Below are 22,870 nucleotides of genomic sequence, written 5' to 3'. Positions count from 1 at the left end.
GGGAAGGTCTCTTTTCGCCGTCAGGACGGGCGCCGGGACCGGAAGGCCGCAGCGCCCACGAGTGTTCTTCGCAAAATACCCGACGGCAGGAAAGCGCACGGAAATGCGTCCAGCATGCGACACGGACAGGGCCGCGGACGCCGTCCGCCCCGGTCTGCGCAGGTGCAGGCCGGGGCGGACGGTGTGGTGCGGGGGAACAGGTCAGTCGTGCATGTCCTCGAGCTCCACGTTGTTGGTCTCGCGCACCATCTTGATGGTGAACACCAGGGACACCACGGCGAAGAACGCGTAGATCCCGTACGTCAGGCCCAGCGAGTTGTTGGACATGGTGGGGAAGGAGACGGTCACGGCCCAGTTGGCGAGCCACTGCACCGCGCCGGCCACGGCGAGAGCCGCACCGCGGATGTGGTTGGGGAACATCTCGCCGAGCAGCACCCACATGAGCGGGCCCCAGGAGACGCCGAAGAACACCACGAAGAGGTTGGCCGCCACGAGAGCCACCGGGCCCGCCACGGGGCCGAGGACCGGGGTGAGCTGACCGTCCACCATCTCCTTGCCGGCGGTGGCGAAGACGAAGGACATCGCAGCAAGGGTCACGGCCATGCCGCCGGAGCCCACGAGCAGCAGCGGGCGCCGCCCCACCTTGTCCACCAGGAAGATGGCCACGATGGTCACGAGCACGTTGACCACGGAGGTGGCCACGGAGATGGCGAAGGAGTCGGACTCCTTGAACCCCACGGACTCCCACAGCGTGTTGGAGTAGTAGAAGATCACGTTGATGCCCACGAACTGCTGCAGGGCGGCCAGGCCGATGCCCACCCAGACCACGGGCTTGAGCCCGGCCATGGAACCGCGCAGATCGGAGAAGCGCGGCTTGCGCTCGTTGTTCACGGTGGTGCGGATCTTGTCCACGCGCACGTCCACGGCGTCGTCACCGTGGATCCGGGACAGCACGCTGCGCGCCTCGTCCTCGCGGCCGGCAGCCACCAGGAAGCGCGGGGATTCCGGGATCAGGAAGGAGCCGATGCCGTAGAGGAGGGCGGGGACGGCCATGATCAGGAACATCCAGCGCCACGCGGCCAGCCCGAGCCACAGCTCCTGGGAGGCTCCGCCGGCCCAGTTGGCGAGCAGGGCGTCCACGAGCAGGGACAGGAAGATGCCCAGCACGATGCCCATCTGCTGCAGGGACCCCAGCCGCCCGCGCAGGTGGGCGGGGGAGACCTCGGCAATGTAGGCGGGAGCGATCACGGAGGCCACGCCTACGCCCACGCCGCCGATCACGCGCCAGAAGATGAGCCACTCGATGGACTGCGTGAGACCGCAGCCGATCGCGGAGAGTAGGAACAGCAGGGCCGCGACCTTCATGACGGGGATGCGGCCCGTGCGGTCCGCGATGCGGGAGCCGAAGAAGGCACCCACCGCAGCACCCAGCAGGGCGGCGGCCACGGCGAAGCCGAGCGGTCCGGGGCCCACGTCGAAGGTGGACTGGATCGAGGAGACGGCGCCGTTGATCACGGCGGAGTCGTATCCGAAGAGGAGGCCACCGAAGGCGGCCACGGTGGTGATGCGAACCACCGCCGCGGTGTTCGTCTGGTGGTGTTCCGTCGGGTGTGCTTGCGCCGCTTGGCTCATCCCACAGCTCCCTTGCTGTCGTGAATTTCAACGCTCGGTGGATACCGTGCCCCGCCGTCCGCCGTGCACAGCTGGACGCGCGGGACCAGGGGGCGCGGTCGGCGAGGACCGGGCCTCCGTGACCGTGGAGGCATGTGGAGCGGCCGCCGGTGTGGACGGTGACCCCAGCGTAGGACTCGCATCACAGAATGTCCATGAGTCGAACACAACGGCGCGTCATGTCTGCTCCGGCTCAGAGGGCGGACGCACCACATCGCATCAGGCCCCGCGGAGGTCTCTCGCGCCGGGCCCCGTGGGCGGAGGCACCGCGGGCCGGCCACAGCCACCCGGCGGGACCGGGTGGCTCACACGGGGAGCGGGGTCCCCGCCCGGGCGAGCAGCAGCGCGCCGGTCAGGTGCGCCAACGGGCCCAGCTCGGACGTGGTGATCCGCACCCGGTCCCCGCGCTGCAGGGTGTACTTCTCCACGGCCCGTCGCAGCGGTTCGAGCAGCAGGTCCCCGGCGCGGGCGAGGTCCCCGCCCACGACCACGAGCTGCGGGTTGAGCAGGTTGCACAGCTGGGCCACGGCCCCGCCGATGAGTCCCCCGGAATCCGCGACCACCCGGGTGCAGCCCGGGTCTCCCGCGAGGGCCGCGTCCACCACGTCCGGCACCGTCTCCAGCGGGCGTCCCGACGAGTGCACCAGACCGAGCACGGCGGCGGAGGACACGAAGGTCTCGAGGCAGCCCCTGTTCCCGCAGCGGCAGAGCCCGGCCCGTTCGTCCAGGGTGACGTGGCCGATCTCCCCGGCGGAGCCCGTGGCGCCGCGGTAGAGCCGACCTCCCAGGACCAGCCCCGCACCCACCCCGTGGGAGACCTTCAGGTAGGCCATGTCGCGCACGTCCCGCCCGGCACCGAGGGAGTGCTCGCCGACCGCGCCGGCATTCGCGTCGTTCTCCAGGACCACGGGGCAGTCCAGCACCCGGGATGCCAGATCCTGGACGTCCATTCCCGCCCAGCGGGGCAGGATGGCCGCGGAGTCCAGCTCCCGCCCTCGTTCGGCCACGGGAGCGGGCACCGCGATCCCGGCCTGCAGGAAGCGCTGAGCGGAGATCCCGAGCTCGTCCCGCAGCTCGTCGGCCATGCGGCGCGCGGTCTCGAGGACCTCGGCGGCTCCGTGGTCGGGCGGCAGCTCGCAGCGCTTCCGGGCGAGGATCTCCACGTTGAGGTCCGCCACGGCCACGGCCACGTGGCGGTGTCCCACGTCCACCCCCAGCAGGTGCCCGGCGCGGGGGCTGAACCGCACATTCTGACCCCTGCGTCCCCCGTGATCCGGCTCCACGGCCAGCAGATCGCACCGGGTGAGCTCCTTGACGATCGACGAGACGGTCGACGGCGCCAGGGCCGTCTCCCGCGCGATCCTCGCCTGGGTCACGGCCCCCAGTTCGCGCACGGCGTCCACCACTCGTCGCCGGTTGGCCACGCGCAGGGCCGTCTGCGATCCCGGGGCGGTGGGACTGGCGACCCGTGCCGCGGTGTCGGCCCGCGCGGCGTTGGACTCCGCCTCGTCGGGGCTCTCGACGGGGGATGGACGCGGTGGACGGAGCCGACCCGTGGCCGGGCGCTCCGCGGGCCGCGCCGTGGGTGAGGACGTCATCGTCTCTTCCCTTCTCGAATGCTCGTGGTGGCCTGAGTGTAGTCAACGTTCGGGCAACGAACACGAAGTCCGGGCGAAAGTGGGGCGGAAGTCCTCCGGTGCCGGGAAGGGGCCCGCGGGAGCGGGCGTCTAATATGGCGTAGAAGACATGCAATGCTTATGGGTAGCCTTTTCACAAGCTGTTTCACGTGAAACGAGCGTCTGCTGGCGCCACGCGGAGCACGACACGCCGACACCAGGATTCACACGGTGTCTCGTGTCACCATTGCTGTATGACCAATCCGGCGCAGTACACTTCCCCCTCGCCGGGCGGGTCCCCGTGGCACTTGCCGCAGTTGCGTCACCGCGTGGCCGTTCCTCTGGTCGTGGTGCTGCTGACAGCGACAATCGGTCGTCTGCTGGTGCTCTCACCGCAGGTGACCGACGGGGAGACCGCGTTGCTCGAGGGGCTCTCCCAGCATCGCAACGTCCTTCTGGACGGCATCGCCACCCTGGTGCAGTTCACGCTGTCCAACGGCGGGGTGGTTCTCATCATCGCGGCCGTCATCGGCTGGCTGGCCGTGATCCGACGCCGCCCCCTCGACGCCACGGGGTTCGCCATCACCGCGCTCGCGGGCTGGGGCGCGGTGGGGCTCGTGAAAGTGCTCGTGGAACGTCCCCGGCCGGCGGTGTCCGGCGATCCACTGGAAGTGGTTGCGGGATCCACATCCTTCCCCTCGTCCCACACGGGTGCCCTGGTCGCCATCGTCCTCGCCCTCGGTTTCGTGGCCGCGCGCCGGCGGACCCGGCGCAACGTGCTGCTGTGGGGCACCCTCGGGGTGGCCGTGGTCGGTGCCGCCCGCGTGTACTCGGGGGCCCACTACCCCCTCGACGTCCTGGCCGCCCTGCCGGTGGCCTGGGCCGGGGTGATGGTGGGAACCGCCGTGGCCAACAAGGTGGTCCCCGCCCTGGCGTACGGCTTCTCGTGGCAGCAGGTGGGCGTGTCCCTCGAGGCACCAGACTCGCGCCGTGCCGCGACCCGGGCGGCGGTTCCCACCGAGGCGCACGGCTCCACGGCCCGCCGCGTCACGGGATCCTCCGACACCCACGATCCGCGGCGCTCGGACCGAGCGGCTTGATCCCTGCGCCCCCCTCGCGCGCCCACTGCCGGTGGCGGGTGGGCCCGCGCTGAGCATTGGCGGACGCGTCAGGACATGGTGTGCGCGCGCCCACGACGAACGGCGGGCCGAACCTCTGGGAGGTTCGGCCCGCCGTCGTCGTGCGGTCCTGCGCGCGGAGTCTGAGATGTGCCCGCAGCAGCCCCGGTCTCGGGAAGCACTCGCGGCGTGCACCCGTCGCACGGCCCTCAGCGCCGCCGTGGACGTCCCGGGGTATTTCCCGGGGGAGTCCAGCGGCGTGTCAGTCCTGCGTGTACTCGGCCTTCACGCACAGCACGGGGCACCCGGCCTCGAGCAGCAGACGCTGGGTGGTGGGCGCCATGATGAGCTTGCCCACCGGCGTGCGCCGGCGGGTGCCGATCACCAGCAGCGTGGTGTGCGTGCGGTCGGTGACGTCGAGGATGACGTCCGCCGGGTCGGCGTCGTCCGCCATGGGGATCAGCTCGTAGGCGACGCCGCTCGCGTCCAGCGCGGCGCGGTCCTCCCTCACTGCGGTCTCGGTCTCCTCCGGACCAGTGTGGCGGCCCCACCGCTTGGTGTGGTGGCCCTGGACCACCACGAGGTCCGCGGCACGCAGCTTGGCCTCGTCGATGGCGGCACGCAGCGCGGCGCGCCCGGCGGGGGTGGGCAGGTATCCGACAACGATGTTCATGGGGTCTCCTGGTCCGTGACGTGGTGGGTTCTGGGGTGGGCCGGGGACCTCAGCGGTCCACGTCCTCGAGGTGGGCGATGTCCTCGGGGTGCTGGAAGCGCGTGCGGCGCCCCGTGAACAGGCGGGCGTAGAGGAAGTTCACGAGCCACAGCACCACGCCGAGGGCGATCAGCACCAGGGCGATCTGGTACTCGATGGTGTCCTGCGCCCACGGGCCCAGCAGGAACGCGCACGTGACGGCACCCAGGTAGGGGAGCACGCGCGGCGCGTGGAAGTAGTCGTGGCCCTCCTGGGAGCGGTCGCGGCGCAGGATGATGGCGGCCACGTTGACCACGGTGAACACGCCCAGCAGGAGCAGGGCCGTGGTGCCACCGAGCGCGGACGCGGTGCTCTTGCCCATGATGTTGTTCACGATCACGATCAGCAGCATGCCCAGCGCGGTGGTGAAGAGGATGGCCGTCCAGGGCGTGCGGCGCCCGGGGAGGACCTTGGACAGGAACCCGGGGATGACACCCTGCTTGGCCATGCCGTAGAGCAGGCGCGAGGCCATGAGCATGTTGATCAGCGCGGTGTTCGCCACCGCGAAGATGGTGAGGAACGGGTAGATGGTGTCGATCGGGATGTTGGGCGCACCGATCTTGACCACGTCCAGCAGCGGGGTGGTGGACTCGCTGAGCTGACCGATGGGAACGATCGCCACGGTGAACAGGGACACCACCACGTAGATGACGCCCGTGATGCACAGCCCGAACAGCATGACCCGCGGGAAGTTGCGGGTGGGATCCTTGGTCTCCTCGACCATGTTGACGGAGTCCTCGAAGCCCACGAAGGAGAAGAACGCCAGGGACGTCACCGAGGAGAGCACCAGGAACATGTTCTTGTCCTCGGCGGTCTCGAAGATCATGGTGCGGCTGAAGTCCGCGTTGCCCTGGAACGCCGCCCAGAAGCCCACGAGGATCACGATCAGCAGGCCGGTGAGCTCGATGACGGTGAGCACCACGTTGAGCTTCACGGACTCGGAGACGCCGCGCAGGTTGACGAGTGCGAGCAGGGCCATGAAGCCCACGGCCACGAGGGTGATGCCGAACGGGCTCAGGTCCAGGTGGAAGCCCTTGGCGAAGTTCGCCGCCACGGTGCTCGACGCGGTGGCGGCCGAGGTCAGTCCGGAGCACAGCACCGCGAAGGTCACCAGGAAGGTGAGGAAGTGGATGCCGAAGGCCTTGTGCGTGTAGAGCGCCGCACCGGAGGCGCCCGGGTACTTGGTCACGAGTTCCAGGTACGAGAACGCGGTGATGGTGGCCACCACGAACGCCACGAGGATGGGGGCCCACGCGGCGCCGCCGATCTCACCGGCGATGTTGCCGGTCAGGGCGTAGACGCCGGTGCCCAGGATGTCGCCCACGATGAACAGCAGGAGCAGGCCTGGGCCCATCACCCGCTTGAGTTCGTGGTTCTCTCCCGAGGGGTCCGTGCCCCCGGCTGCGGCCGTGTCACGGCCCGTGGCCGACGACGCCGGTGCGGCGCCGTTCGGCGTAGCTGAACTGCTCATGTTGTCCTCCGCGGATCGACCAGAGTGCGGCCGCGCACGGTTCACCCGCTCGGGGGTTCGACCTGTGATCTGCGGCTCATTGCGTACAGGTAACCCTAAGGGATGCTGCGCGCCGCAGGGGGCACTGCGGCAGGAGTGGAAAGAGCGCGCCCCGCGCCCTGGGTGGGGCGGGACGCGCTCTCACGCGACGAGCTGGATCAGCGGATGCCGCGCATCATCCTGAGGATGGGCTTGGCGGTCAGCAGCATGACCACACCGAGGACGATGGTGACCGCGCCCATGGTGCCGAAGTAGGCGACCTCGTTCTCGCGGCTGTAGAACTCGGCCAGCGAGCCGGACAGTGCAGTGCCCAGCGCCACCGAGAGGTTGTACAGGGCAACCATCTGCACCGGGAACCTCCGCGGTGCCAGCTTGGTGGCCAGGGACAGCCCCACCGGGGAGAGGAAGAGCTCGCCCAGGGTGGCAACGAGGAGGATCAGCACGATCCAGCCCACGAACACGGACGCGGTGTCCGCCTGGGTGATGAAGAGCAGGAACGCCGCACCGATCAGCAGCAGGGCGATGCCGAACTTCACCGGGGTGCTGGGCTGGCGCGTTCCGAGCTTGGTCCACACGCCCGCGAACACCATGCCGAACAGGATGATGAACACGGGGTTGATGGACTGGACCGCGGACGGCTTGAACTCCATGCCGAAGAGGCTCAGGTCCAGGCGGGTGTCCGCGTAGACGGCCAGCACGGTGAACTGCTGCTGGAACAGGGCGAAGAATGCCGCTGTGGCAATGAACAGGGGGATGAAGGCGACCACCCGGGAGTGCTCCTCGGGGGAGAGCCCCTTGTCCTTCAGCATGATGGCGAACAGGGCGATGGCCGCCACGAGAGAGATGAGGACCACGGCGCCGGACAGGTTGCCGGGGTTGAGGATCCCGGTGAAGAGCAGCACCAGGACCACGACCACGAAGCCCAGGGCGATCCCGATCCACTTGCCGTACTGCGAGCGGGGCAGGGGGTTGGCCACCGTGTGCACGGAGTCCGGCAGGCCCTTGCGGGTGAGGAAGTACTGCACCAGGCCGAGCGCCATGAAGAAGGCGGCGATGCCGAAGCCGGCGTGGAAGCCCCAGGTGCCCCACGCGAAGCTCGTGAGCAGCGGCCCGAACAGGGCGCCGATGTTGACGCCCATGTAGTAGATGGAGAAGCCGGCGTCACGGCGCGGGTCGTCGCGCTCGTAGAGCGTGCCCACCAGGTTCACGCACGTGGTCTTCAGACCACCGGAACCCACGGCCACGCACAGCAGGCCGATGGCCAGACCGGGCACGCTGGGGATCAGTGCCAGGGCGATGTGGCCGACCATGATCAGCACCGCCGAGGCGAGCATGGTGCGCTCGGAGCCGATCAGACGGTCGGCCACCCAGCCGCCCAGGATGGAGCACAGGTACACGGTGCCGCCGTAGGCGCCCACGATGCCTGTCGCCACACCCTGGTCGAGGCCGAGACCACCCTCCGCCGCCGGGTAGTACATGTAGAACAGGACGAGGGCCTGCATGCCGTAGAAGGAGAAGCGCTCCCACATCTCCACGGAGAAGAGGTTGGCCAGCATGCCGGGCTGACCGAAGAAGGTTCTTCTGCCCGCGGGGTTGTGCGGGTCGATGGTCGGGTTCGGATCGTTCGGCGCGTTGCCGGTGAGGCCGCTGCCTGGTGTGCTGTGACTCATGGGTCACCATGATGCACCCGGATGCCCGGGGAACTGCTTTCCGACGCACAGGACGAAGCCCCCGGGTTCCTGTGAGGCAGGACACCCGGGGGCTTCGTCACACGGCAGTCGCGAACCGTGCGGAGTCAGTCGTTGAAGTCCGCGGGATCCGGGCCGATGCGGCCGTTGTCACGGGTCAGGCCGTTGATCTGCTCGATCTCCTCCGGGGTGAGCGTGAGCTTCTGTGCGTCCCAGTTCTCCTGGATGCGCTCAGGGGTCACGGACTTGGGGAACACCACGTTGCCGATGGCCAGGTGCCACGCGATGACCACCTGGGCGGGGGTGGCGCCGTGCGCCCCGGCGATCTTCCCGATGGTCTCGTCCTGGAGGTCCGCCTTGCCCTGGCCCAGCGGGGACCACGCCTCGGTGACGATGCCGTGCTGGGCACCCAGCTCGCGCAGGGCCTGCTGGTTGAAGTAGGGGTGCAGCTCGATCTGGTGCGCGGCGGGGGCCACCCCGGTGTCCAGCACGTCCTGCAACGCCTTCTCCGTGAAGTTCGAGACACCGATGGACCGGGCCTTGCCGGAGGCCTTGATCTCCTGGAAGGCCTTCCAGGTCTCCAGGTACTTGCCCTTCTCCGGCTGGGACCAGTGGATGAGGTAGAGGTCCACGTAGTCCAGGCCAAGGCGCTCCAGGGACTTGTCCATGGCCTCGAGGGTGGACTCGTAGCCCTGGTCGTCGTTCCACAGCTTGGTGGTCACGAAGAGCTCCTCGCGCGGAATGCCGCTGCTGGCGATCGCGCGGCCCACGCCCTCCTCGTTGCCGTAGATCTTGGCGGTGTCGATGTGGCGGTAGCCGATCTTGAGGGCCTGGCTCACCACGTCCTCCGCCACGTCCGCGTCCACCTGCCACACGCCGAAGCCGAACTGCGGGATGGTGTTTCCGTCATTGAGCTGGAGGGTCTGGTTCTTGGACATCGTTACTGAATCCTTTCGTTGACAACTACCTCCCAGTCAACTGCGCGGTGGCCGGGTCTGACAAGCAGTTAAGTTGTGGGTGAAGTTCCCCCAGCTGTCCCACGACCGGGCGGGGCGGTCAGGGAAACGTGGTGAAATGGATCCATGAAGTTCGATTTCCAGCGTGTCAAGACCCCCGCCTACCTCACGTCCGTGGCCCTGGTGGTGATCGGGCTGCTGTGCGCCGTGGGCTCGCTGGCGGTGCTCGCGTGGATCCTCACCATCCTGGGGATCGCCCTCAACGTCATGGCTGTGAGCATCACCGCGATCGACGACCTCCCCGCGCGCGCTCGCCGCACCGGCACCCGCGTGGTCGAGGACTCGGAGCCGGAGACCGACCAGCACGACGTCGTCGCCCCCGCACGCGCCCAGCACTCGGTCTCCGGGCGCTCCGCAGCATCGGCGGGGACGTCCGCGCAGGGCGGTTCCTCGGCGGTCCGTCCCTCCGCAGCCCCCGCCAGGGACCGCGCCGAGTTCTGAGCGGCGTCGGCCAGGACCGTTCCCACTCCGGAACTGCTCTCGCAGAGTCCGGACCCGGGCCGGCGGCCGTCCCGCCATCACCGGTTGTCACCCGGGCCAGCTCGTCACGGCGGGCGCGTTCGCGCCCGGCCCGCCGTCAGTCCTCCTCCGGCGAGGGGCGAGAGACGGGGCCCTCCTCCCCCGCAGGGACGGTCGGTGGTCAGTTCATCGCGGCGGCACGGTAGATCTGCTGCACCTTCTCCGCGGGCAGGCGGGTTTCGATGCTGACCGTGTTCTCCGGGTCCGAGCGCAGGTAGCGCACCGGGCCGTGGGAGCCCACCGCGAGCTTCTCCGCGTCCGCCACGGCGTACACGGCATCCAGGGTGCCGGTGAACGCGGGGCCCTGTGCGGGGTTCACGCGCACGGTGAGGTGCGCGGTCACGGTGTCCGAGACGCCGTTCTCGTCGAAGGGCGACTCCACGTCCAGCTCGCGGACGATGCCCACGCCGTAGCCGATCACGCCGGGCAGCCGCGCGGCCAGGTGTCCCTGCGCCTTGGCGAAGGAGCGGCGCAGCACGGCCACCCAGGACAGCGCCGCGGCCACCAGGACCACGGCGATGACCCCCAGCCACAGCCCGTTGCGGGTGTCCGCGAAGCGCATTCCGCTCAGCACGATCACGAGCGCGGACACCAGCGGGATCACGAGCAGCAGGGACGCCACCAGACGCTCGCCCACGGGCGGTTTCCGCGCGGCAGGTGCGCTGCCACCGGGGCCGTCCGCCGCCGCGCCGTCCGACGACGCCGCCCCGCTGCCCGCCTCGGCAGACGTCACCGCGCTCTCGTGGGAACCAGCCGACTCGGCCGCCGCCACGCCCGTCTCCCCGGCCTCCGTGCTCGACGACGCGTGGGGCCGCCCCGCCTCGTCGCCGCTCGCAGGAGAGGGCGCCTTCCTCAGCTGGCGCAGCGCGGCGGCGTCGAACCCCCGGTCGTTCACGGTGACGGGCGCGGGCCAGGTGGCGTGGGAATCCATGGGGTCCATTATGAGGGAGTGGGGAGGGGGTAGATCAGCCTGTATAGACCACGGGGTAGGACTTGGTGAGTTTCTGACCCGTGTTCAAAGTGGCCGTGACTTCCGCGAATGACCGAATTCTCTTCTTGCCGTTGCGCACATCGGCCGTGGTGAGGGCTACCACCCCTGTGTAATCCACGCGGAACCGGCCAGAAGGTCCTGAATCAAAATTCCTGCACCCAGTCTGAGAGTCGACCTTGTACCGGTTTCCGGTGTCCTGGGCGGCTGACCAGAACATGTTGACATCCCACGAAGGCAGCGGGCCAGCATTTGGGTGTTCAACAGTCGTGTTGTTGACGGTGTTGGTGACCCGTGACCGGAATCCACTGCCAGATGTGGGGGACCAAGAGGCATTGCAGGTCCCGTTCGAGCATGTGTTGCGCGTGCTAGCGGTGGAGTTTCCCATCCAGAACACCCCCGGGCCGCTACTGTCCTGCCCCTGTCGGTTCTCCATCCAGAAGGTGTAGCTGATGTCCGTGACGATTACTCCGGGTGGGAGGTTGTCCACGTAGGTCTGACCTCCCAGGGTCAGGTACTGATTGGTCCTCCCCGTGCCGGAATCGATGGTGCCGAAGTCGTAAAACATGCCCCCGCTGAACCGGAGCGCGGGCTGGCACTGGCTGGACGCGGCAAGCGCCGGCGCAACCGACGCCGCCGCAATGACCGGAACCGACCACGCGGCGCCCTTGGCGAGGGTCCGCCGGGTGAGGGTGCGGGCGGCGTCGTGCTGCTGGGTCATGCTCTGGTGCTCTCCCTCGTGTGTCTGCGCCCGGGGGCGCGCGATGCCGTCCGTCTGCCGGGTCCGGCGGCGGGGGCCCGGGCAGGCGGTCGGATCTGGGGGGTGCCGGCCGGGGCGAATCCCTCGCCCACCAGGCTACGCGCCGTCTTTGAGGAGCGCGGACGCGGCCAACGTCCGGGTGCGGCCCCGGGTCAGAAACATTTGCAGCGGCAATCTTTGCTTACTACAATCCTTGCCATGACTGAGACGAAGTGGCTGTCCGAGGACGAGCGGGAGGCGTGGCTCGCGCTCGTGTCGATCATGTTCCGTCTGCCGGGGCGCGTGGAGAACCAGCTGCGCACCGAGGAGGACATGTCCCTGGCGGAGTACCTGGTGCTCGCCATGCTTTCGGAAGCACCGCGGCGTCAGCACAAGATGTCCGCACTGGCCACGGCCACGAACACCTCGCAGTCGCGGCTCTCGCGCATTGTCGCCCGGATGGAGCGGGACGGGCTCGTCACCCGGCAGGGACGTCAGGACGACCGGCGCGTGGTGATCGCGGAGATCACCCCGGCGGGCCTCGAGCGCGTCAAGGAGGCCGCGCCGGCCCACGTGCGCCACGTCCGGGAGATCGTCTTCGACCGGCTGAGCACCGAGCAGGTGGCGCAGCTGCGGGAGATCGGCCGCGCACTCAACTGCGGCGACAACGCCCGCAGCGTGCTGGGTCTGGACTGACGGGCCCAGCGCCATGGCCGCTCGTGCCGTGCGGTCCCCCGGAAAGTCTCCATCCCGGCGTGAACAGCATGCCCACTGAAGGGCCACTGACCCTGCCCAGTCCGTGACGGACGGGGTGGTCGCGAGGACTGCTGGGCACGTCTGAGCGCAGGTCTACAGTGACGGCGTGAGCATGCAGAGCGCCCACATGGCCATGTGGCGGACCATGAGCGGGCAGGACAACAAGGGCCGGCGGGTCAGCTGGGACACCGTCAAGCGGATCGCCACGTTCGCCCGGCCGCACCGCCGGGCGCTGATCGCGTTCGTGCTGGTGTCCGTGGTGCTGGCGGTGCTGGGGGTCGTGACCCCGGTGCTCGCCGGGGACGTGGTCAACGCCATCACCGGCGGTCACGACGTCTCCGTGGTCGTGTGGCTGGCCATCGCCATCGCGGTGGTGGCCGTGGCGGACGCCGGGCTCTCCCTGCTGAGCCGCCTGCAGTCCGCGCGCATCGGCGAGGGCCTCATCTACGACCTGCGCACGGCCGTCTACGACCACGTGCAGACCATGCCGCTCGCCTTCTTCACCCGGACGCGCACCGGTGCGCTGGTGTCCCGGCTGAACACGGATGTGATCGGCGCGCAGCGCGCCTTCGCCGGGACGCTGTCCGGCGTGGTGTCCAACCTGGTGTCCCTGGTGCTCACCGTGGCGGTCATGGTGACCATCTCGTGGCAGGTGACACTGCTGTCCCTGCTGCTGCTCCCCATCTTCCTGGTCCCCGCCCGCGCCATGGGCGGCAGGCTGGCCTCGCTTCAGCGGCAGTCCGCGCAGTACAACGCGCAGATGTCCACGCGCATGACCGAGCGCTTCTCCGCGGGCGGCGCCACCCTGGTCAAGCTCTACAGCGATCCCGCCGAGGAGTCCCGTGAGTTCGCGGCCCGTGCGGCGGACGTCCGCGGCATCGGGATCCGCTCCACCATGCTGCAGACCACCTTCGTGACCGCGCTGACCCTGGTCTCCGCCCTGGCGCTGGCACTCGTCTACGGCGTGGGTGGCACCCAGGCGCTGCTGGGCCACCTGGACGCCGGTTCCGTGGTGGCCCTGGGCATGCTGCTGACCAGGCTCTACACACCGCTGACCATGCTCGCGAACGCCCACATGGACATCATGAGCGCGGTGGTCAGCTTCGAGCGCGTGTTCGAGGTGCTGGACATCAAGCCCCTGATTGCAGAGAGCCCCAGCGCCCGCGCCCTGCCCGAGGGTCCGGTGGCCGTGGAGTTCGACCACGTCAACTTCTCCTACCCCTCCGCGGAGAAGGTCTCGCTCGCGTCCCTGGAGGACGTCGCGGTGCTCGACTCCCGGGGCGGTGAGGAGGTGCTGCACGACGTCAGCTTCCGTGCGGCCCCAGGACACACCGTGGCGCTCGTGGGCTCCTCCGGCGCCGGCAAGTCCACGATCGCCCAGCTGGTGGCGCGGCTGTACGACGTGGACTCCGGCGAGGTGAGCATCGGCGGTCAGGACGTGCGGGACACCACCTTCGAGTCCCTGCGCCACACCGTGGGCATGGTCATGCAGGACGGGCACCTCTTCCACGACACCATCCGGGCCAACCTCGCGGTGGCGCGGGAGGGCGTGACCGACGAGGAGGTCTGGGACGCTCTGGAGCGCTCGCGGCTGCGCCACGTCATCGCGTCCCTGCCGGACGGGCTGGACACCGTGGTGGGGGAGCGCGGCTACCGGCTCTCGGGCGGTGAGCGGCAGCGCCTCACGATCGCCCGGCTGCTCCTGGCGCGCCCGCGCGTGGTCATCCTGGACGAGGCCACCTCCGCGCTGGACTCCACCAACGAGGCCCACGTGCAGGCCGCGCTGGACGAGGCCATGTCCGGTCGCACCGCCGTGGTGATCGCCCACCGGCTGTCCACCATCCGCCGGGCGGACCAGATCCTGGTGGTCGAGGCCGGTCGGATCGCCGAGCGGGGCACCCACGAGGAGCTGCTCGCGCGCGGCGGCCGCTACGCGGAGCTGCACGAGACGCAGTTCGCCGCCACGACCTCGGACCACGACGACGCCCGGTAGCGTTCCCGGCGAACGCACGGTTCCCCTCGAGATCAGGAGTCAGGCATGAGCGGCTGGGAGAGGCTCTGGGCGGAGCTCGGCATCACGCTCCCGCACGCGGTGGGCGTGGTGCTCTCCGCAGCGGGGATCTACGTGGTGTTCCTGGTGTTCGTCCGGCTGCTGGGCCAGCGGGTGCTCTCGGCCATGTCCACGTTCGACGTGGTGGTGACCGTGATGCTCGGCGCCGTGGCCGGGCGTGTGATCCTGGGCCACCCGCCCACCCTCGCGAGCGGTGTGCTGGGGCTGGCCACCCTGTTCCTGCTGGAGGCGGTCTTCGGTCAGCTGGGGACACGCCCGCGGCTGCAGCGGCTGTTCAACGCCCCCACCCGGCTGCTCATGGTCGGGGACGAGGTGCAGGAGGCGGAGCTGCGGCGCGCCCACATCACCCGTTCCGAGCTCCACGGGGCCCTGCGCCGGGCCGGTGTGCGCTCCTACGGGGAGGTGGCCTGCGTGCTCCACGAGTCCGGGGGCGGGATCAGCGTGCTGCGCCGCGGCGTCCCCGTGGACCGCCACCTCCTCTCGGACGTGGCCGGTGCGGAGCGGATCCCGGACGAGCTCCTCGCCCCGGAACGCACCGATTAGTTCGCACGCTGATTGTTGCCGCCGACTATGATGAGGGCCACGCCTACGAAGGGACACGGACCCCATGACCGACATGGCCATCCGCTATCGCGGTGTGAGCAAGGTCTATCCGGATGGAACCACAGCGGTCGACGACCTGAACCTCGATGTCCCCGCGGGGTCCCTCACGGTGTTCGTGGGACCCTCCGGCTGCGGCAAGACCACGTCCCTGCGGATGCTCAACCGCATGGTGGAGCCCACCGGCGGCGTGGTGGAGGTCAACGGGCAGGACGTCTCCACCATCCCGGCCGCCCAGCTGCGCCGCTCCATGGGCTACGTGATGCAGCAGTCGGGCCTGCTGCCGCACAAGACCGTGGAGGACAACATCGCCACGGTGCCCCGGCTGAACGGGGTCTCCAAGCGTGAGGCGCGGGCGAGCGCCCGTGAGCTGCTGGGCTCGGTGGGCCTGGACGAGTCCCTGGCCACCCGCTACCCGGCGCAGCTCTCCGGCGGTCAGCAGCAGCGCGTGGGCGTGGCCCGGGCGCTCGCGGCGGATCCGCCCATCCTGCTCATGGACGAGCCGTTCTCCGCGGTGGACCCGGTGGTGCGCCAGGACCTGCAGCAGGAGCTGCTGGACCTGCAGAAGCGGCTGCACCGCACCATCGTGTTCGTGACCCACGACATCGACGAGGCCGTCCTGCTGGGCAACCGCGTGGCGGTCTTCGCCCGGGGCGGCCGGCTGGCCCAGTACGCCACACCCGAGGAGCTGCTGCGGGCCCCGGCGGACGACTTCGTGGCGGACTTCATCGGCCGGGACCGCGGCTTCCGCTCCCTCAGCTTCGACAGCGCCAGCGTGGCCCTGCAGCCCGTGACCGTGCTGTCCTCCACCACGGGTGAGCGCACCGTGGTGGGTCCCGGGGTGGAGAACCCGGCGCCGTGGCAGGGAGACGGCGCGGCGGCGACGTCGGACTGGGTGCTCGTGGTGGACGAGCGGCAGCATCCCCTGGGGTGGCTCCCGGTGCGCGAGAGCGGTGAGGCCGCCGGGCACGAGGAGCTGCGTGTGGGCGGGACCCTCTGGCACTCGGGCGACTCCCTGCGCACCGCGCTCGACGCCGCGCTGTCCTCGCCGTCCGGGCAGGCCGTGGCCGTCCACGAGGACGGATCGGTGGCCGGTGTGGTCCCGGGCGATGCCGTGATGCGCGCCATCGAGGACCAGCGCTCCACCCGTGAGGACCGGGGGCGGAGGCCGTGAACTGGCTGACGAACAACTGGCCCACGGTCCTGGAGCTTGCGGGCTCCCACCTGGTGCAGTCCGTGATCCCGGTGCTCGTGGGGCTGCTCATCAGCGTTCCCCTGGCGCGGCTGGCGGCGGGCAACCGGTGGCTGCGACCCGTGTTCGTCACGGGCTCCTCGCTGCTCTACACCATCCCCTCGCTCACGCTGTTCGTGGTGCTGCCGCTGGTCCTGGGCACGCAGATCACCTCCGTGGTCAACGTGGTCGTGGCGCTGACCCTGTACGTGATCGCCATCCTGGTGCGCTCGTGCGTGGACGCGTTCGAGTCGCTGGACCGGGACGTCCTGCAGGCGGCCACGGCCATGGGCTACAAGCCCGCGCGCCGGTTCTTCGGGGTGGAGCTGCCGCTGGCCGTGCCCGTGATGATCGCGGGCCTGCGAGTGGCCACCGTCTCCAACATCTCCATGGTCTCGGTGGGCGCGGTGATCGGCATCCAGTCCCTGGGCACGCTCTTCACGGACGGGCTGCGCCGCTCGATCGTCGCGGAGATCGTAGTGGGCATCGTGGCCACCGTCCTCATCGCGGTGGTCCTGGACCAGCTGCTGCGCCTGCTGGGCCACGTGCTGACCCGCTGGCAGCGCACCGGCGCCGGCGGGAAGAACCCGGCCGTGCGGCGCGGTGACGGCCGGGGCACCCGGGCCCACGAAGGGGGCTCGCGGGACGAGGCAGGCTCCCTGGCCGCCGTGGAGTCAGGAGGTGCCACCGCATGAACCTGTTCGCCGAAGCCGGCCAGTTCCTCACCGACCCCGCCAACTGGACGGGTGCCACGGGCATCCCCCAGCGGATGCTCGAGCACGTGGGCTACAGCCTGCTGACCATGGTGATCGCCCTGGTGATCGCCGTCCCGCTGGGCCTGTGGGTCGGCCACTCGGGCCGCGGCGGGGGAGTGGTCGTGGGCCTGGCCGGCGCGCTGCGCTCGCTGCCCACCCTGGGCCTGCTCACGCTGTTCACCCTGCTGATGGGCCTGGGTCTGATGCCGCCCATCCTGGCGCTCGTGCTGCTGGCCATCCCGCCCATCCTGTCCGGCACCTACTCCGGGATCGCCGCGGTGTCCCCCGCGCTCGTGGACGCCGCGCGCGCCATGGGCATGACGGAGTCCCAGACCCTGTTCCGCGTGGAGGTCCCGGTGGCGCTGCCCGTGATCCTGGGCGGGATCCGCAACGCCGCGCTGCAGGTGCTCGCCACCGTGACCATCGTGGCGTACATCAACCTGGGCGGGCTGGGCCGCTACCTGATCGACGGGCTCGCGGTGCGCGACTACTCGCGCATGCTCGCGTCCGTGGTGCTCGTGGCGGCGCTCGCGCTCACCGCGGACGCCCTGCTCGCCCTCATCCAGCGCCTGGTGACGTCGCCGGGTCTCAGACTGACAGGAGATCGCCCATGACCATCCACCACTCGTCCCCCCGCCCCCGCTGGCGGCCCGTGGCCTTCGCCGGGGTGGCCGTCTCCGCCCTGCTCGCCCTCACGGCGTGCGGCGGCGGCTCCGACCCCCTGGCGGAGGACAACGACGCCGCCTCGGGCGGTTCCTCCGACACCGTCACCGTGGGCTCGGCGGACTTCCCCGAGTCGCAGATCATCGCGGAGCTCTACGCCGGGGTGCTGCGGGACGCCGGCGTGACCGCGGAGACCTCTCCGGGCATCGGCGCCCGGGAGGCGTACGTGGGCGCCGTCAAGGACGGTTCCGTGGACGTGGTCCCGGACTACTCCGGCAACCTGCTGCTCTTCGCGGACAAGGACGCCCAGGCGGCGTCGGCGGAGGAGATCGCCAAGGCCCTGCCGGGTGCGCTGGAGAGCCAGGGGCTGTCGGTGCTGGACGCGTCCAAGGCCGAGGACAAGGACGCGCTGGTGGTCACGCAGGCCACCGCGGAGAAGTACGGTCTGAAGTCCGCGGAGGACCTCTCCTCCGTGTGCGGCGAGCTGGTCATGGCCGGGCCCCCGGAGTTCCAGGAGCGCGCCTACGGCGTGAGCGGGCTCAAGGAGAAGTACGACTGCTCGTTCAAGTCCTTCCAACCCATCAACGACGGCGGCGGGCCCCTCACGGTCCAGGCGCTGACCAAGGGCGATGCGCAGGTGGCGGACATCTTCACCACCACCCCGGCCATCCAGGACGAGAACCTGGTGGTGCTGGAGGACCCCAAGAACAACTTCATCGCCCAGCAGGTGCTGCCACTCACCGCTCCGGACCGCCTGCCCCAGGAGGCGGTGGACGCGCTCAACGAGTTCTCCACCAAGCTCACCACGCAGGACCTGATCGACCTCAACCGCAAGGTCAGCGGGGACGAGCAGCAGAACCCCGCGGACGCCGCCAAGCAGTGGCTGAAGGACAACGGGTACGACAAGGCCTCCTGAGCCGTCTCCCACCACGGGGCCGGGCCGCGCCCGGTGGTCCCGCCGATCGGGCGGAACCACCGGGCGCGCGTCATCTTCCGTTCATTCGCACGTGCGCACGCACAGGGGTGACGTGGTGGAAACTCCGTTCTGCACAGCGTTGTCCACACGGTCACCGGGCAGGAGTCGCACCCTCCTGACCTGCGGTGACGCGGGCGTTTCCCCACGTGGCACCGTGTTGCACACAGGGTGTTGTCCACACCTGTGGACAACGCTGTGCACACGCTGTGCAGTGAACACCGGGTGCGCGGACGGTCACGGGGACGTCACCTGCCGGTCACGGGATCTCGCCTGCCTATGCTGGACGGGCCGCGTCCTCCCTCCGGAGCGCCCGGCAGATCCGAGCTCGGAGTCAAGGGGGATCCCGGGCACCATCACTGCTCGCGGACGTGCTGCGTGCCGGCAGAGGAGGCCTTCCCGTGCTGACTGACAACATCCCCCACCGCATCACCGGTCGCGAGAACCTGCTGGCCGTGCTGCAGGAGCACCTGGTGCGGGACACCCGGGTGGCCGCCGCGGACCGCCACGTGTTCCTCCACCGCCTGCCGCAGCAGCTTCCCCGGATCGTCACGTCCCTGTCCGCCGTCTACGGTTCCGGCCCGGAGATCTGGGACGTCGTCGCACGGGCCGTGCTGACCGCGTGGGACGCCTACGCCGAGCGCCCCGCGGACCTCCGGGACCTGGACCGGCAGCGCGAGGGTGCGGCTCCCTGGTTCACGTCCCGCGAGGCCGTGGGCGGGGTGTGCTACGTGGACCGCTACGCCGGCACGATCGCCGGGCTGCGGGAGCAGATCCCCTACTTCCGGGAGCTCGGGCTCAGCTACCTGCACCTCATGCCCCTGTACGAGAGCCCCGCGGGCAACTCCGACGGCGGCTACGCGGTCTCCTCCTACCGGCGCGTGGACCCGGCCCTCGGGACCATGGACGAGCTCGCGGAGCTGGCCGCCGAGCTGCGCTCGCAGGGGATCGCGCTCGTGCTGGACTTCGTGTTCAACCACACCTCCAACGAGCACGAGTGGGCCCGGGCCGCGGCCGCGGGGGACCCGCACTTCGAACGGTTCTACTGGATCCACCGGGACCGCACCCTTCCGGACGCGTTCGAGCGCACGGCCCGGGAGATCTTCCCGGACGACCACCCGGGAGTCTTCACGCGTGTGGACAGCACCCCGGCCGGGCGCGCCGCGAGCCCGTTCGACCCCGATCCCCGCTGGGTGTGGACCACGTTCCACCGCTTCCAGTGGGACCTGAACTACGCCAACCCGGAGGTCTTCCACGCCATGGCGGGGGAGATGCTGTTCCTCGCGAACCAGGGCGCGCAGGTGCTGCGCCTGGACGCCGTGGCCTTCATCTGGAAGCAGCTGGGCAGCACGTGCGAGTCCCAGCCGCAGGTCCACGACCTGTTGCGCGCGTTCCGCGCCGTCGCGGCCCTCGCCGCGCCCGCCGTGGAGTTCAAGTCGGAGGCGATCGTCCACCCGGACGAGGTCATCCGCTACGTCCACCCCGAGCAGTGCGCCCTGTCCTACAACCCCCTCCAGATGGCGCTCACGTGGGAGGCCCTGGCCACCCGGGACGTCACCCTGCTCTCCGCCGCGCTCGCCGAGCGCCACGAGACCCCCGAGGGCACTGCGTGGGTCAACTACGTGCGCGGCCACGACGACATCGGCTGGACCTTCTCCGACGACGACGCCGCACGGCTGGGTGTGGACCCCGCCGGTCACCGCCGCTTCCTCAACGCCTTCTACACCGGGCGCCACCCGGGGAGCTTTGCGGACGGCGTCGCCTTCCAGGACAACCCGCGCACGGGTGACTGCCGGATCTGCGGGACCACGGCGTCCCTGCTGGGTCTGGAGGCCGAGCCCGGCGCCGCGGTGGACCGCATCCTGCTCGCCCACTCCCTGGCCATGAGCACCGGCGGGGTCCCCCTGGTCTACCTTGGGGACGAGGTGGGCCAGCTCAACGACCCCCACTGGAGCCAGGAGCCCGGTCACGGGGACGACGCCCGGTGGGTGCACCGCCCGCGGCGCAGGGAGGCGGACCACGAGCGGCGCCACGACCTGTTCTCCGTGCAGGGGCGGATCTTCGGCGGGATCCGGGGCATGATCGCGGTGCGCCGCAGCACGCCGGAGTTCGAGGGCACCACGCTCATCCCGTTCGACACGCACAACAGCCACGTCCTGGGGTACCAGCGCCCGGGCGAGCACAGCCTGGTGCTGTGCCTGGCCAACGTCAGCGACTGGTCGCAGTTCGTGACCGGGGAGACGCTCAGCGGGTTCCTGCCCACGGCCACGCTGCTGCACGCGCAGTCCGAGGTGGACCTGCGCGGCGGGATCCTCCTGGAGGCCCACGGATTCCGGTGGCTCCGGGTCATCCCGGTGCGCTGAACCGCCCCCGGCGGGGGTGTGATCTGAGTGTCCCCCCAAGAGGGGTGATTGCACCCATAAGGGCGGACATTCACGGTTGTCCACAGGAGATCTCCACAGGCGTGGATAAGTTACACGCCTGTGCTCTCCCCGGGCGAACCGCACGACCGTTCGGTATCTCGTCTGGTCACGGGCGGGTTTCGGGGCGGCCCGCCCGTGGAGTATGCAATTGCATCGAATATGTGTTCGAATTGTGCACAGACTTCTCCACGGCTGTGGATAACCGTTGTCCACCAGGTGTGCACGAGACACACTCCCCGAGCGGGGTGACGAGTTGTGCCCTTTGCATCAGACTGGAGTTCTGATGACAAGCGTGCCGTGGCCGCTCGGTGGGACGAGCGGCATGGGGAGAGGCACGTCCTAGGGGGAAAACATGTCTGTGTGCATCACGCAGGTCGGGGAGTCCGACCGCAGTTTCACCATGGTCGCGGAGCAGGATGTGGCCGTGACCGTCGAAGAGTTCGACCGTGCGATTGGTCGACCCAGGGGGATGGGCGAGTGGTTCGGTGTGGAGTTCACCTGGCCCACGTGCCCCGACCACCAGATGGAGGTGGGCTCCGCCCTGGAGTTCAGGGCGCCGATCGGCCCGCTGCACTTCGACTTCATCATGATCGTGGCGGACCGGGTGCCCGGGGAGTCACTGCTGTTCCGCACCACGCGCGGATCCGTGGACGTCACCCTCGAGTACACGTGGTGGGCCACGAGCACCGGAACCCGTGTGCGGATGAACATCGACTTCCGGCTGCGCCATGAACTGTGGTGGCGGACCCGGTGGACGCAAGCCGTGGCACGGCGCAAGCTCACGGTGGGGATGGAGCGGATGCGCCAGCAGCTGGGCGCGGCTCCGAGTGTCCAGACGGCCGCGCCGGTGGTGGCAGGCAGTGGCGCGGAGACGACCCGGGAGACCGGTGCTCCCGGGCGGGGCCGCATGGCCGCCGCCCACCGTGCCGCCCACGCGCGGCACCGCGCGCAGCGCGTCTGATCAGGGTTCGGCGGGGGCTTCCGGCGCCAGGGAACGCTCCATGCGCAGCACGCGCACCCGGTAGTCCATGCCGGGGACGTCGAAGTCCACCGCCCCGCGCGGCGTGTAGCCCAGCCCGGCGTAGAAGGGTTGGAGCACCGGATTGGACTCGTCGCAGTCCAGGCGGGAGATCGTGCGCCCGGAGGCCGCAATGGCCTGCTCCGCCACGCGGATGAGGCGGGACCCCGTTCCGGTGCCGCTCAGCGAGCGGTCCACGGCCACGCCGTGGATGTACCCCGCGGGCTCGGGCTGCGGGCCCCAGATCGGGAGGTCCTCCCAGATCACGCGCACGCTGGCGAGCACGTCCCCGGGGCGCTGCGGGGACTCCATGACCCACCACTCGCCCCGCTCGATCTCCTGCTCCACGTGGCCGAGGGCGAACTCGCCCTCGCGCCACTGGTCGATCCCGCGCGCCTGCATCCAGCGGGCCAGCGTGTCCCGGAGCGCGATGATGCCGCGCGCGTGCTCGCGCCGCGCGCGCACCACCTCCAGGGCGTTCGGGTCCAGGCGTGCGGGGGCACGACGCCGCTGGGCGGGGTCCCCGGAGTCGGCTGCGCTCTCGGACCCCGGGGCGTTCCCGGATTCCGCGCGGGAGCCCGGGGCGGTGACACCCGGGGCGAGGTGCGGAACGGGGCGTGCGGCGGCGTCGTCTGGCATGACCCGAGACTAGGTCAGGCCCGTGGCCGGGGGCGCAGGGTGTGACAGAACGTGACGGGGAGCCCGGGGCCCGTACGCCAGGGGCTGAACGTGCTTGACCCGGGCAAGACGGCGGGCGGAAAGTT

The 22,870-nt window shown here is 70.1% G+C and carries 20 protein-coding genes; 11 read left to right on the top strand and 9 right to left on the bottom strand.

Annotated features, from left to right (window positions below; translation table 11 throughout):
• Nucleotides 1–201: 201 nt before the first annotated feature.
• Both QL985_RS01070 and QL985_RS01065 read right to left on the bottom strand, forming a co-directional pair.
• Complete coding sequence (locus QL985_RS01070) at nucleotides 202–1,632, bottom strand: sugar porter family MFS transporter (RefSeq protein ID WP_070637264.1); 1,431 nt, start codon at nucleotides 1,630–1,632, stop codon at nucleotides 202–204.
• Between the two features lie 344 nt (nucleotides 1,633–1,976).
• On the bottom strand, nucleotides 1,977–3,269 hold the full coding sequence (locus QL985_RS01065; RefSeq protein ID WP_083310958.1) for an ROK family transcriptional regulator: 1,293 nt from the start codon (nucleotides 3,267–3,269) through the stop codon (nucleotides 1,977–1,979).
• A 347-nt stretch (nucleotides 3,270–3,616) separates the two neighbouring features.
• On the opposite strand from QL985_RS01065, the gene QL985_RS01060 reads away from it, so the two are divergent.
• Nucleotides 3,617–4,387: a phosphatase PAP2 family protein gene (locus QL985_RS01060; protein ID WP_237708745.1), complete on the top strand. Its 771-nt coding sequence runs from the start codon at nucleotides 3,617–3,619 to the stop codon at nucleotides 4,385–4,387.
• Between the two features lie 280 nt (nucleotides 4,388–4,667).
• Here the strand turns inward: QL985_RS01060 and QL985_RS01055 are convergent, their stop codons facing one another.
• The 4 genes from QL985_RS01055 to QL985_RS01040 all read right to left on the bottom strand — a co-directional run bounded on the left by QL985_RS01055 (nucleotide 4,668) and on the right by QL985_RS01040 (nucleotide 9,292).
• A complete protein-coding gene (locus QL985_RS01055) occupies nucleotides 4,668–5,078 on the bottom strand; it encodes a universal stress protein (RefSeq protein ID WP_019310447.1) in 411 nt (136 codons plus the stop codon).
• 49 nt (nucleotides 5,079–5,127) lie between these two features.
• Nucleotides 5,128–6,627 carry an APC family permease gene (locus QL985_RS01050; RefSeq protein ID WP_019310448.1) on the bottom strand — a complete coding sequence of 500 codons (1,500 nt, stop codon included), beginning with the start codon at nucleotides 6,625–6,627 and terminating at the stop codon, nucleotides 5,128–5,130.
• Between the two features lie 197 nt (nucleotides 6,628–6,824).
• A complete protein-coding gene (locus tag QL985_RS01045) occupies nucleotides 6,825–8,336 on the bottom strand; it encodes a peptide MFS transporter (protein WP_208547551.1) in 1,512 nt (503 codons plus the stop codon).
• A gap of 125 nt (nucleotides 8,337–8,461) precedes the next feature.
• Nucleotides 8,462–9,292 carry an aldo/keto reductase gene (locus QL985_RS01040; protein ID WP_259905812.1) on the bottom strand — a complete coding sequence of 277 codons (831 nt, stop codon included), beginning with the start codon at nucleotides 9,290–9,292 and terminating at the stop codon, nucleotides 8,462–8,464.
• 144 nt (nucleotides 9,293–9,436) lie between these two features.
• Here QL985_RS01040 and QL985_RS01035 point away from each other — a divergent pair, with 144 nt between their 5' ends.
• Nucleotides 9,437–9,811 (top strand): hypothetical protein, encoded by a 375-nt coding sequence (locus QL985_RS01035; RefSeq protein WP_101888171.1) that lies wholly within the window; start codon nucleotides 9,437–9,439, stop codon nucleotides 9,809–9,811.
• Between the two features lie 199 nt (nucleotides 9,812–10,010).
• Here the strand turns inward: QL985_RS01035 and QL985_RS01030 are convergent, their stop codons facing one another.
• Together QL985_RS01030 and QL985_RS01025 are read right to left on the bottom strand one after the other, a co-directional pair.
• Nucleotides 10,011–10,820 carry a hypothetical protein gene (locus QL985_RS01030; protein ID WP_101888172.1) on the bottom strand — a complete coding sequence of 270 codons (810 nt, stop codon included), beginning with the start codon at nucleotides 10,818–10,820 and terminating at the stop codon, nucleotides 10,011–10,013.
• A gap of 34 nt (nucleotides 10,821–10,854) precedes the next feature.
• Nucleotides 10,855–11,598 carry a hypothetical protein gene (locus QL985_RS01025; RefSeq protein WP_070637258.1) on the bottom strand — a complete coding sequence of 248 codons (744 nt, stop codon included), beginning with the start codon at nucleotides 11,596–11,598 and terminating at the stop codon, nucleotides 10,855–10,857.
• Nucleotides 11,599–11,835: 237 nt separating this feature from the next.
• On the opposite strand from QL985_RS01025, the gene QL985_RS01020 reads away from it, so the two are divergent.
• The 9 genes from QL985_RS01020 (at nucleotide 11,836) to QL985_RS00980 (ending at nucleotide 22,049) form a co-directional block, all read left to right on the top strand.
• Nucleotides 11,836–12,312, top strand: coding sequence for a MarR family transcriptional regulator (locus tag QL985_RS01020; RefSeq protein ID WP_019310454.1), 477 nt, complete (start codon nucleotides 11,836–11,838; stop codon nucleotides 12,310–12,312).
• Between the two features lie 166 nt (nucleotides 12,313–12,478).
• Nucleotides 12,479–14,365: an ABC transporter ATP-binding protein gene (locus tag QL985_RS01015; RefSeq protein WP_047978874.1), complete on the top strand. Its 1,887-nt coding sequence runs from the start codon at nucleotides 12,479–12,481 to the stop codon at nucleotides 14,363–14,365.
• Between the two features lie 45 nt (nucleotides 14,366–14,410).
• Complete coding sequence (locus QL985_RS01010; protein ID WP_102613347.1) at nucleotides 14,411–14,986, top strand: YetF domain-containing protein; 576 nt, start codon at nucleotides 14,411–14,413, stop codon at nucleotides 14,984–14,986.
• A gap of 64 nt (nucleotides 14,987–15,050) precedes the next feature.
• A complete protein-coding gene (locus QL985_RS01005; RefSeq protein WP_039101562.1) occupies nucleotides 15,051–16,217 on the top strand; it encodes an ATP-binding cassette domain-containing protein in 1,167 nt (388 codons plus the stop codon).
• Nucleotides 16,214–16,969: an ABC transporter permease gene (locus QL985_RS01000; protein WP_039101561.1), complete on the top strand. Its 756-nt coding sequence runs from the start codon at nucleotides 16,214–16,216 to the stop codon at nucleotides 16,967–16,969. Before QL985_RS01005 ends, QL985_RS01000 begins: the two co-directional genes overlap by 4 nt.
• Nucleotides 16,966–17,643 (top strand): ABC transporter permease subunit, encoded by a 678-nt coding sequence (locus tag QL985_RS00995; protein WP_039101560.1) that lies wholly within the window; start codon nucleotides 16,966–16,968, stop codon nucleotides 17,641–17,643. The genes QL985_RS01000 and QL985_RS00995 overlap by 4 nt, the downstream gene beginning before the upstream one ends.
• Nucleotides 17,640–18,608 carry an ABC transporter substrate-binding protein gene (locus QL985_RS00990; RefSeq protein WP_047978877.1) on the top strand — a complete coding sequence of 323 codons (969 nt, stop codon included), beginning with the start codon at nucleotides 17,640–17,642 and terminating at the stop codon, nucleotides 18,606–18,608. The genes QL985_RS00995 and QL985_RS00990 overlap by 4 nt, the downstream gene beginning before the upstream one ends.
• Nucleotides 18,609–19,066: 458 nt before the next feature.
• Entirely contained in the window at nucleotides 19,067–21,028 is a 1,962-nt protein-coding gene (locus QL985_RS00985; RefSeq protein ID WP_039101559.1) for an alpha-amylase family protein, read from the top strand.
• Between the two features lie 412 nt (nucleotides 21,029–21,440).
• Nucleotides 21,441–22,049, top strand: coding sequence for a hypothetical protein (locus tag QL985_RS00980; protein WP_259906227.1), 609 nt, complete (start codon nucleotides 21,441–21,443; stop codon nucleotides 22,047–22,049).
• Here QL985_RS00980 and QL985_RS00975 read toward each other — a convergent pair whose 3' ends face one another.
• A complete protein-coding gene (locus QL985_RS00975; protein WP_259906229.1) occupies nucleotides 22,050–22,745 on the bottom strand; it encodes a GNAT family N-acetyltransferase in 696 nt (231 codons plus the stop codon).
• Nucleotides 22,746–22,870 lie beyond the last annotated feature (125 nt).

Origin of the sequence: Kocuria sp. APC 4018 (genome assembly GCF_030407675.1) — a bacterium.
GTDB classification, from domain to species: Bacteria; Actinomycetota; Actinomycetes; order Actinomycetales; family Micrococcaceae; genus Kocuria; species Kocuria rhizophila.
This window is presented reverse-complemented; position numbering and strand designations above follow the sequence as displayed.

Coding starts and splice junctions, on each gene's coding strand:
- QL985_RS01010 (WP_102613347.1), top strand. CDS start 14,411: ATGAGCGGCTGGGAGAGGCTCTGGGCGGAGCTCGGCATCACGCTCCCG.
- QL985_RS00975 (WP_259906229.1), bottom strand. CDS start 22,745: ATGCCAGACGACGCCGCCGCACGCCCCGTTCCGCACCTCGCCCCGGGT.
- QL985_RS00980 (WP_259906227.1), top strand. CDS start 21,441: ATGTCTGTGTGCATCACGCAGGTCGGGGAGTCCGACCGCAGTTTCACC.
- QL985_RS01045 (WP_208547551.1), bottom strand. CDS start 8,336: ATGAGTCACAGCACACCAGGCAGCGGCCTCACCGGCAACGCGCCGAAC.
- QL985_RS01030 (WP_101888172.1), bottom strand. CDS start 10,820: ATGGATTCCCACGCCACCTGGCCCGCGCCCGTCACCGTGAACGACCGG.
- QL985_RS01035 (WP_101888171.1), top strand. CDS start 9,437: ATGAAGTTCGATTTCCAGCGTGTCAAGACCCCCGCCTACCTCACGTCC.
- QL985_RS01025 (WP_070637258.1), bottom strand. CDS start 11,598: ATGACCCAGCAGCACGACGCCGCCCGCACCCTCACCCGGCGGACCCTC.
- QL985_RS01020 (WP_019310454.1), top strand. CDS start 11,836: ATGACTGAGACGAAGTGGCTGTCCGAGGACGAGCGGGAGGCGTGGCTC.
- QL985_RS01055 (WP_019310447.1), bottom strand. CDS start 5,078: ATGAACATCGTTGTCGGATACCTGCCCACCCCCGCCGGGCGCGCCGCG.
- QL985_RS01070 (WP_070637264.1), bottom strand. CDS start 1,632: ATGAGCCAAGCGGCGCAAGCACACCCGACGGAACACCACCAGACGAAC.
- QL985_RS01040 (WP_259905812.1), bottom strand. CDS start 9,292: ATGTCCAAGAACCAGACCCTCCAGCTCAATGACGGAAACACCATCCCG.
- QL985_RS00990 (WP_047978877.1), top strand. CDS start 17,640: ATGACCATCCACCACTCGTCCCCCCGCCCCCGCTGGCGGCCCGTGGCC.
- QL985_RS00995 (WP_039101560.1), top strand. CDS start 16,966: ATGAACCTGTTCGCCGAAGCCGGCCAGTTCCTCACCGACCCCGCCAAC.
- QL985_RS01065 (WP_083310958.1), bottom strand. CDS start 3,269: ATGACGTCCTCACCCACGGCGCGGCCCGCGGAGCGCCCGGCCACGGGT.
- QL985_RS01005 (WP_039101562.1), top strand. CDS start 15,051: ATGACCGACATGGCCATCCGCTATCGCGGTGTGAGCAAGGTCTATCCG.
- QL985_RS01050 (WP_019310448.1), bottom strand. CDS start 6,627: ATGAGCAGTTCAGCTACGCCGAACGGCGCCGCACCGGCGTCGTCGGCC.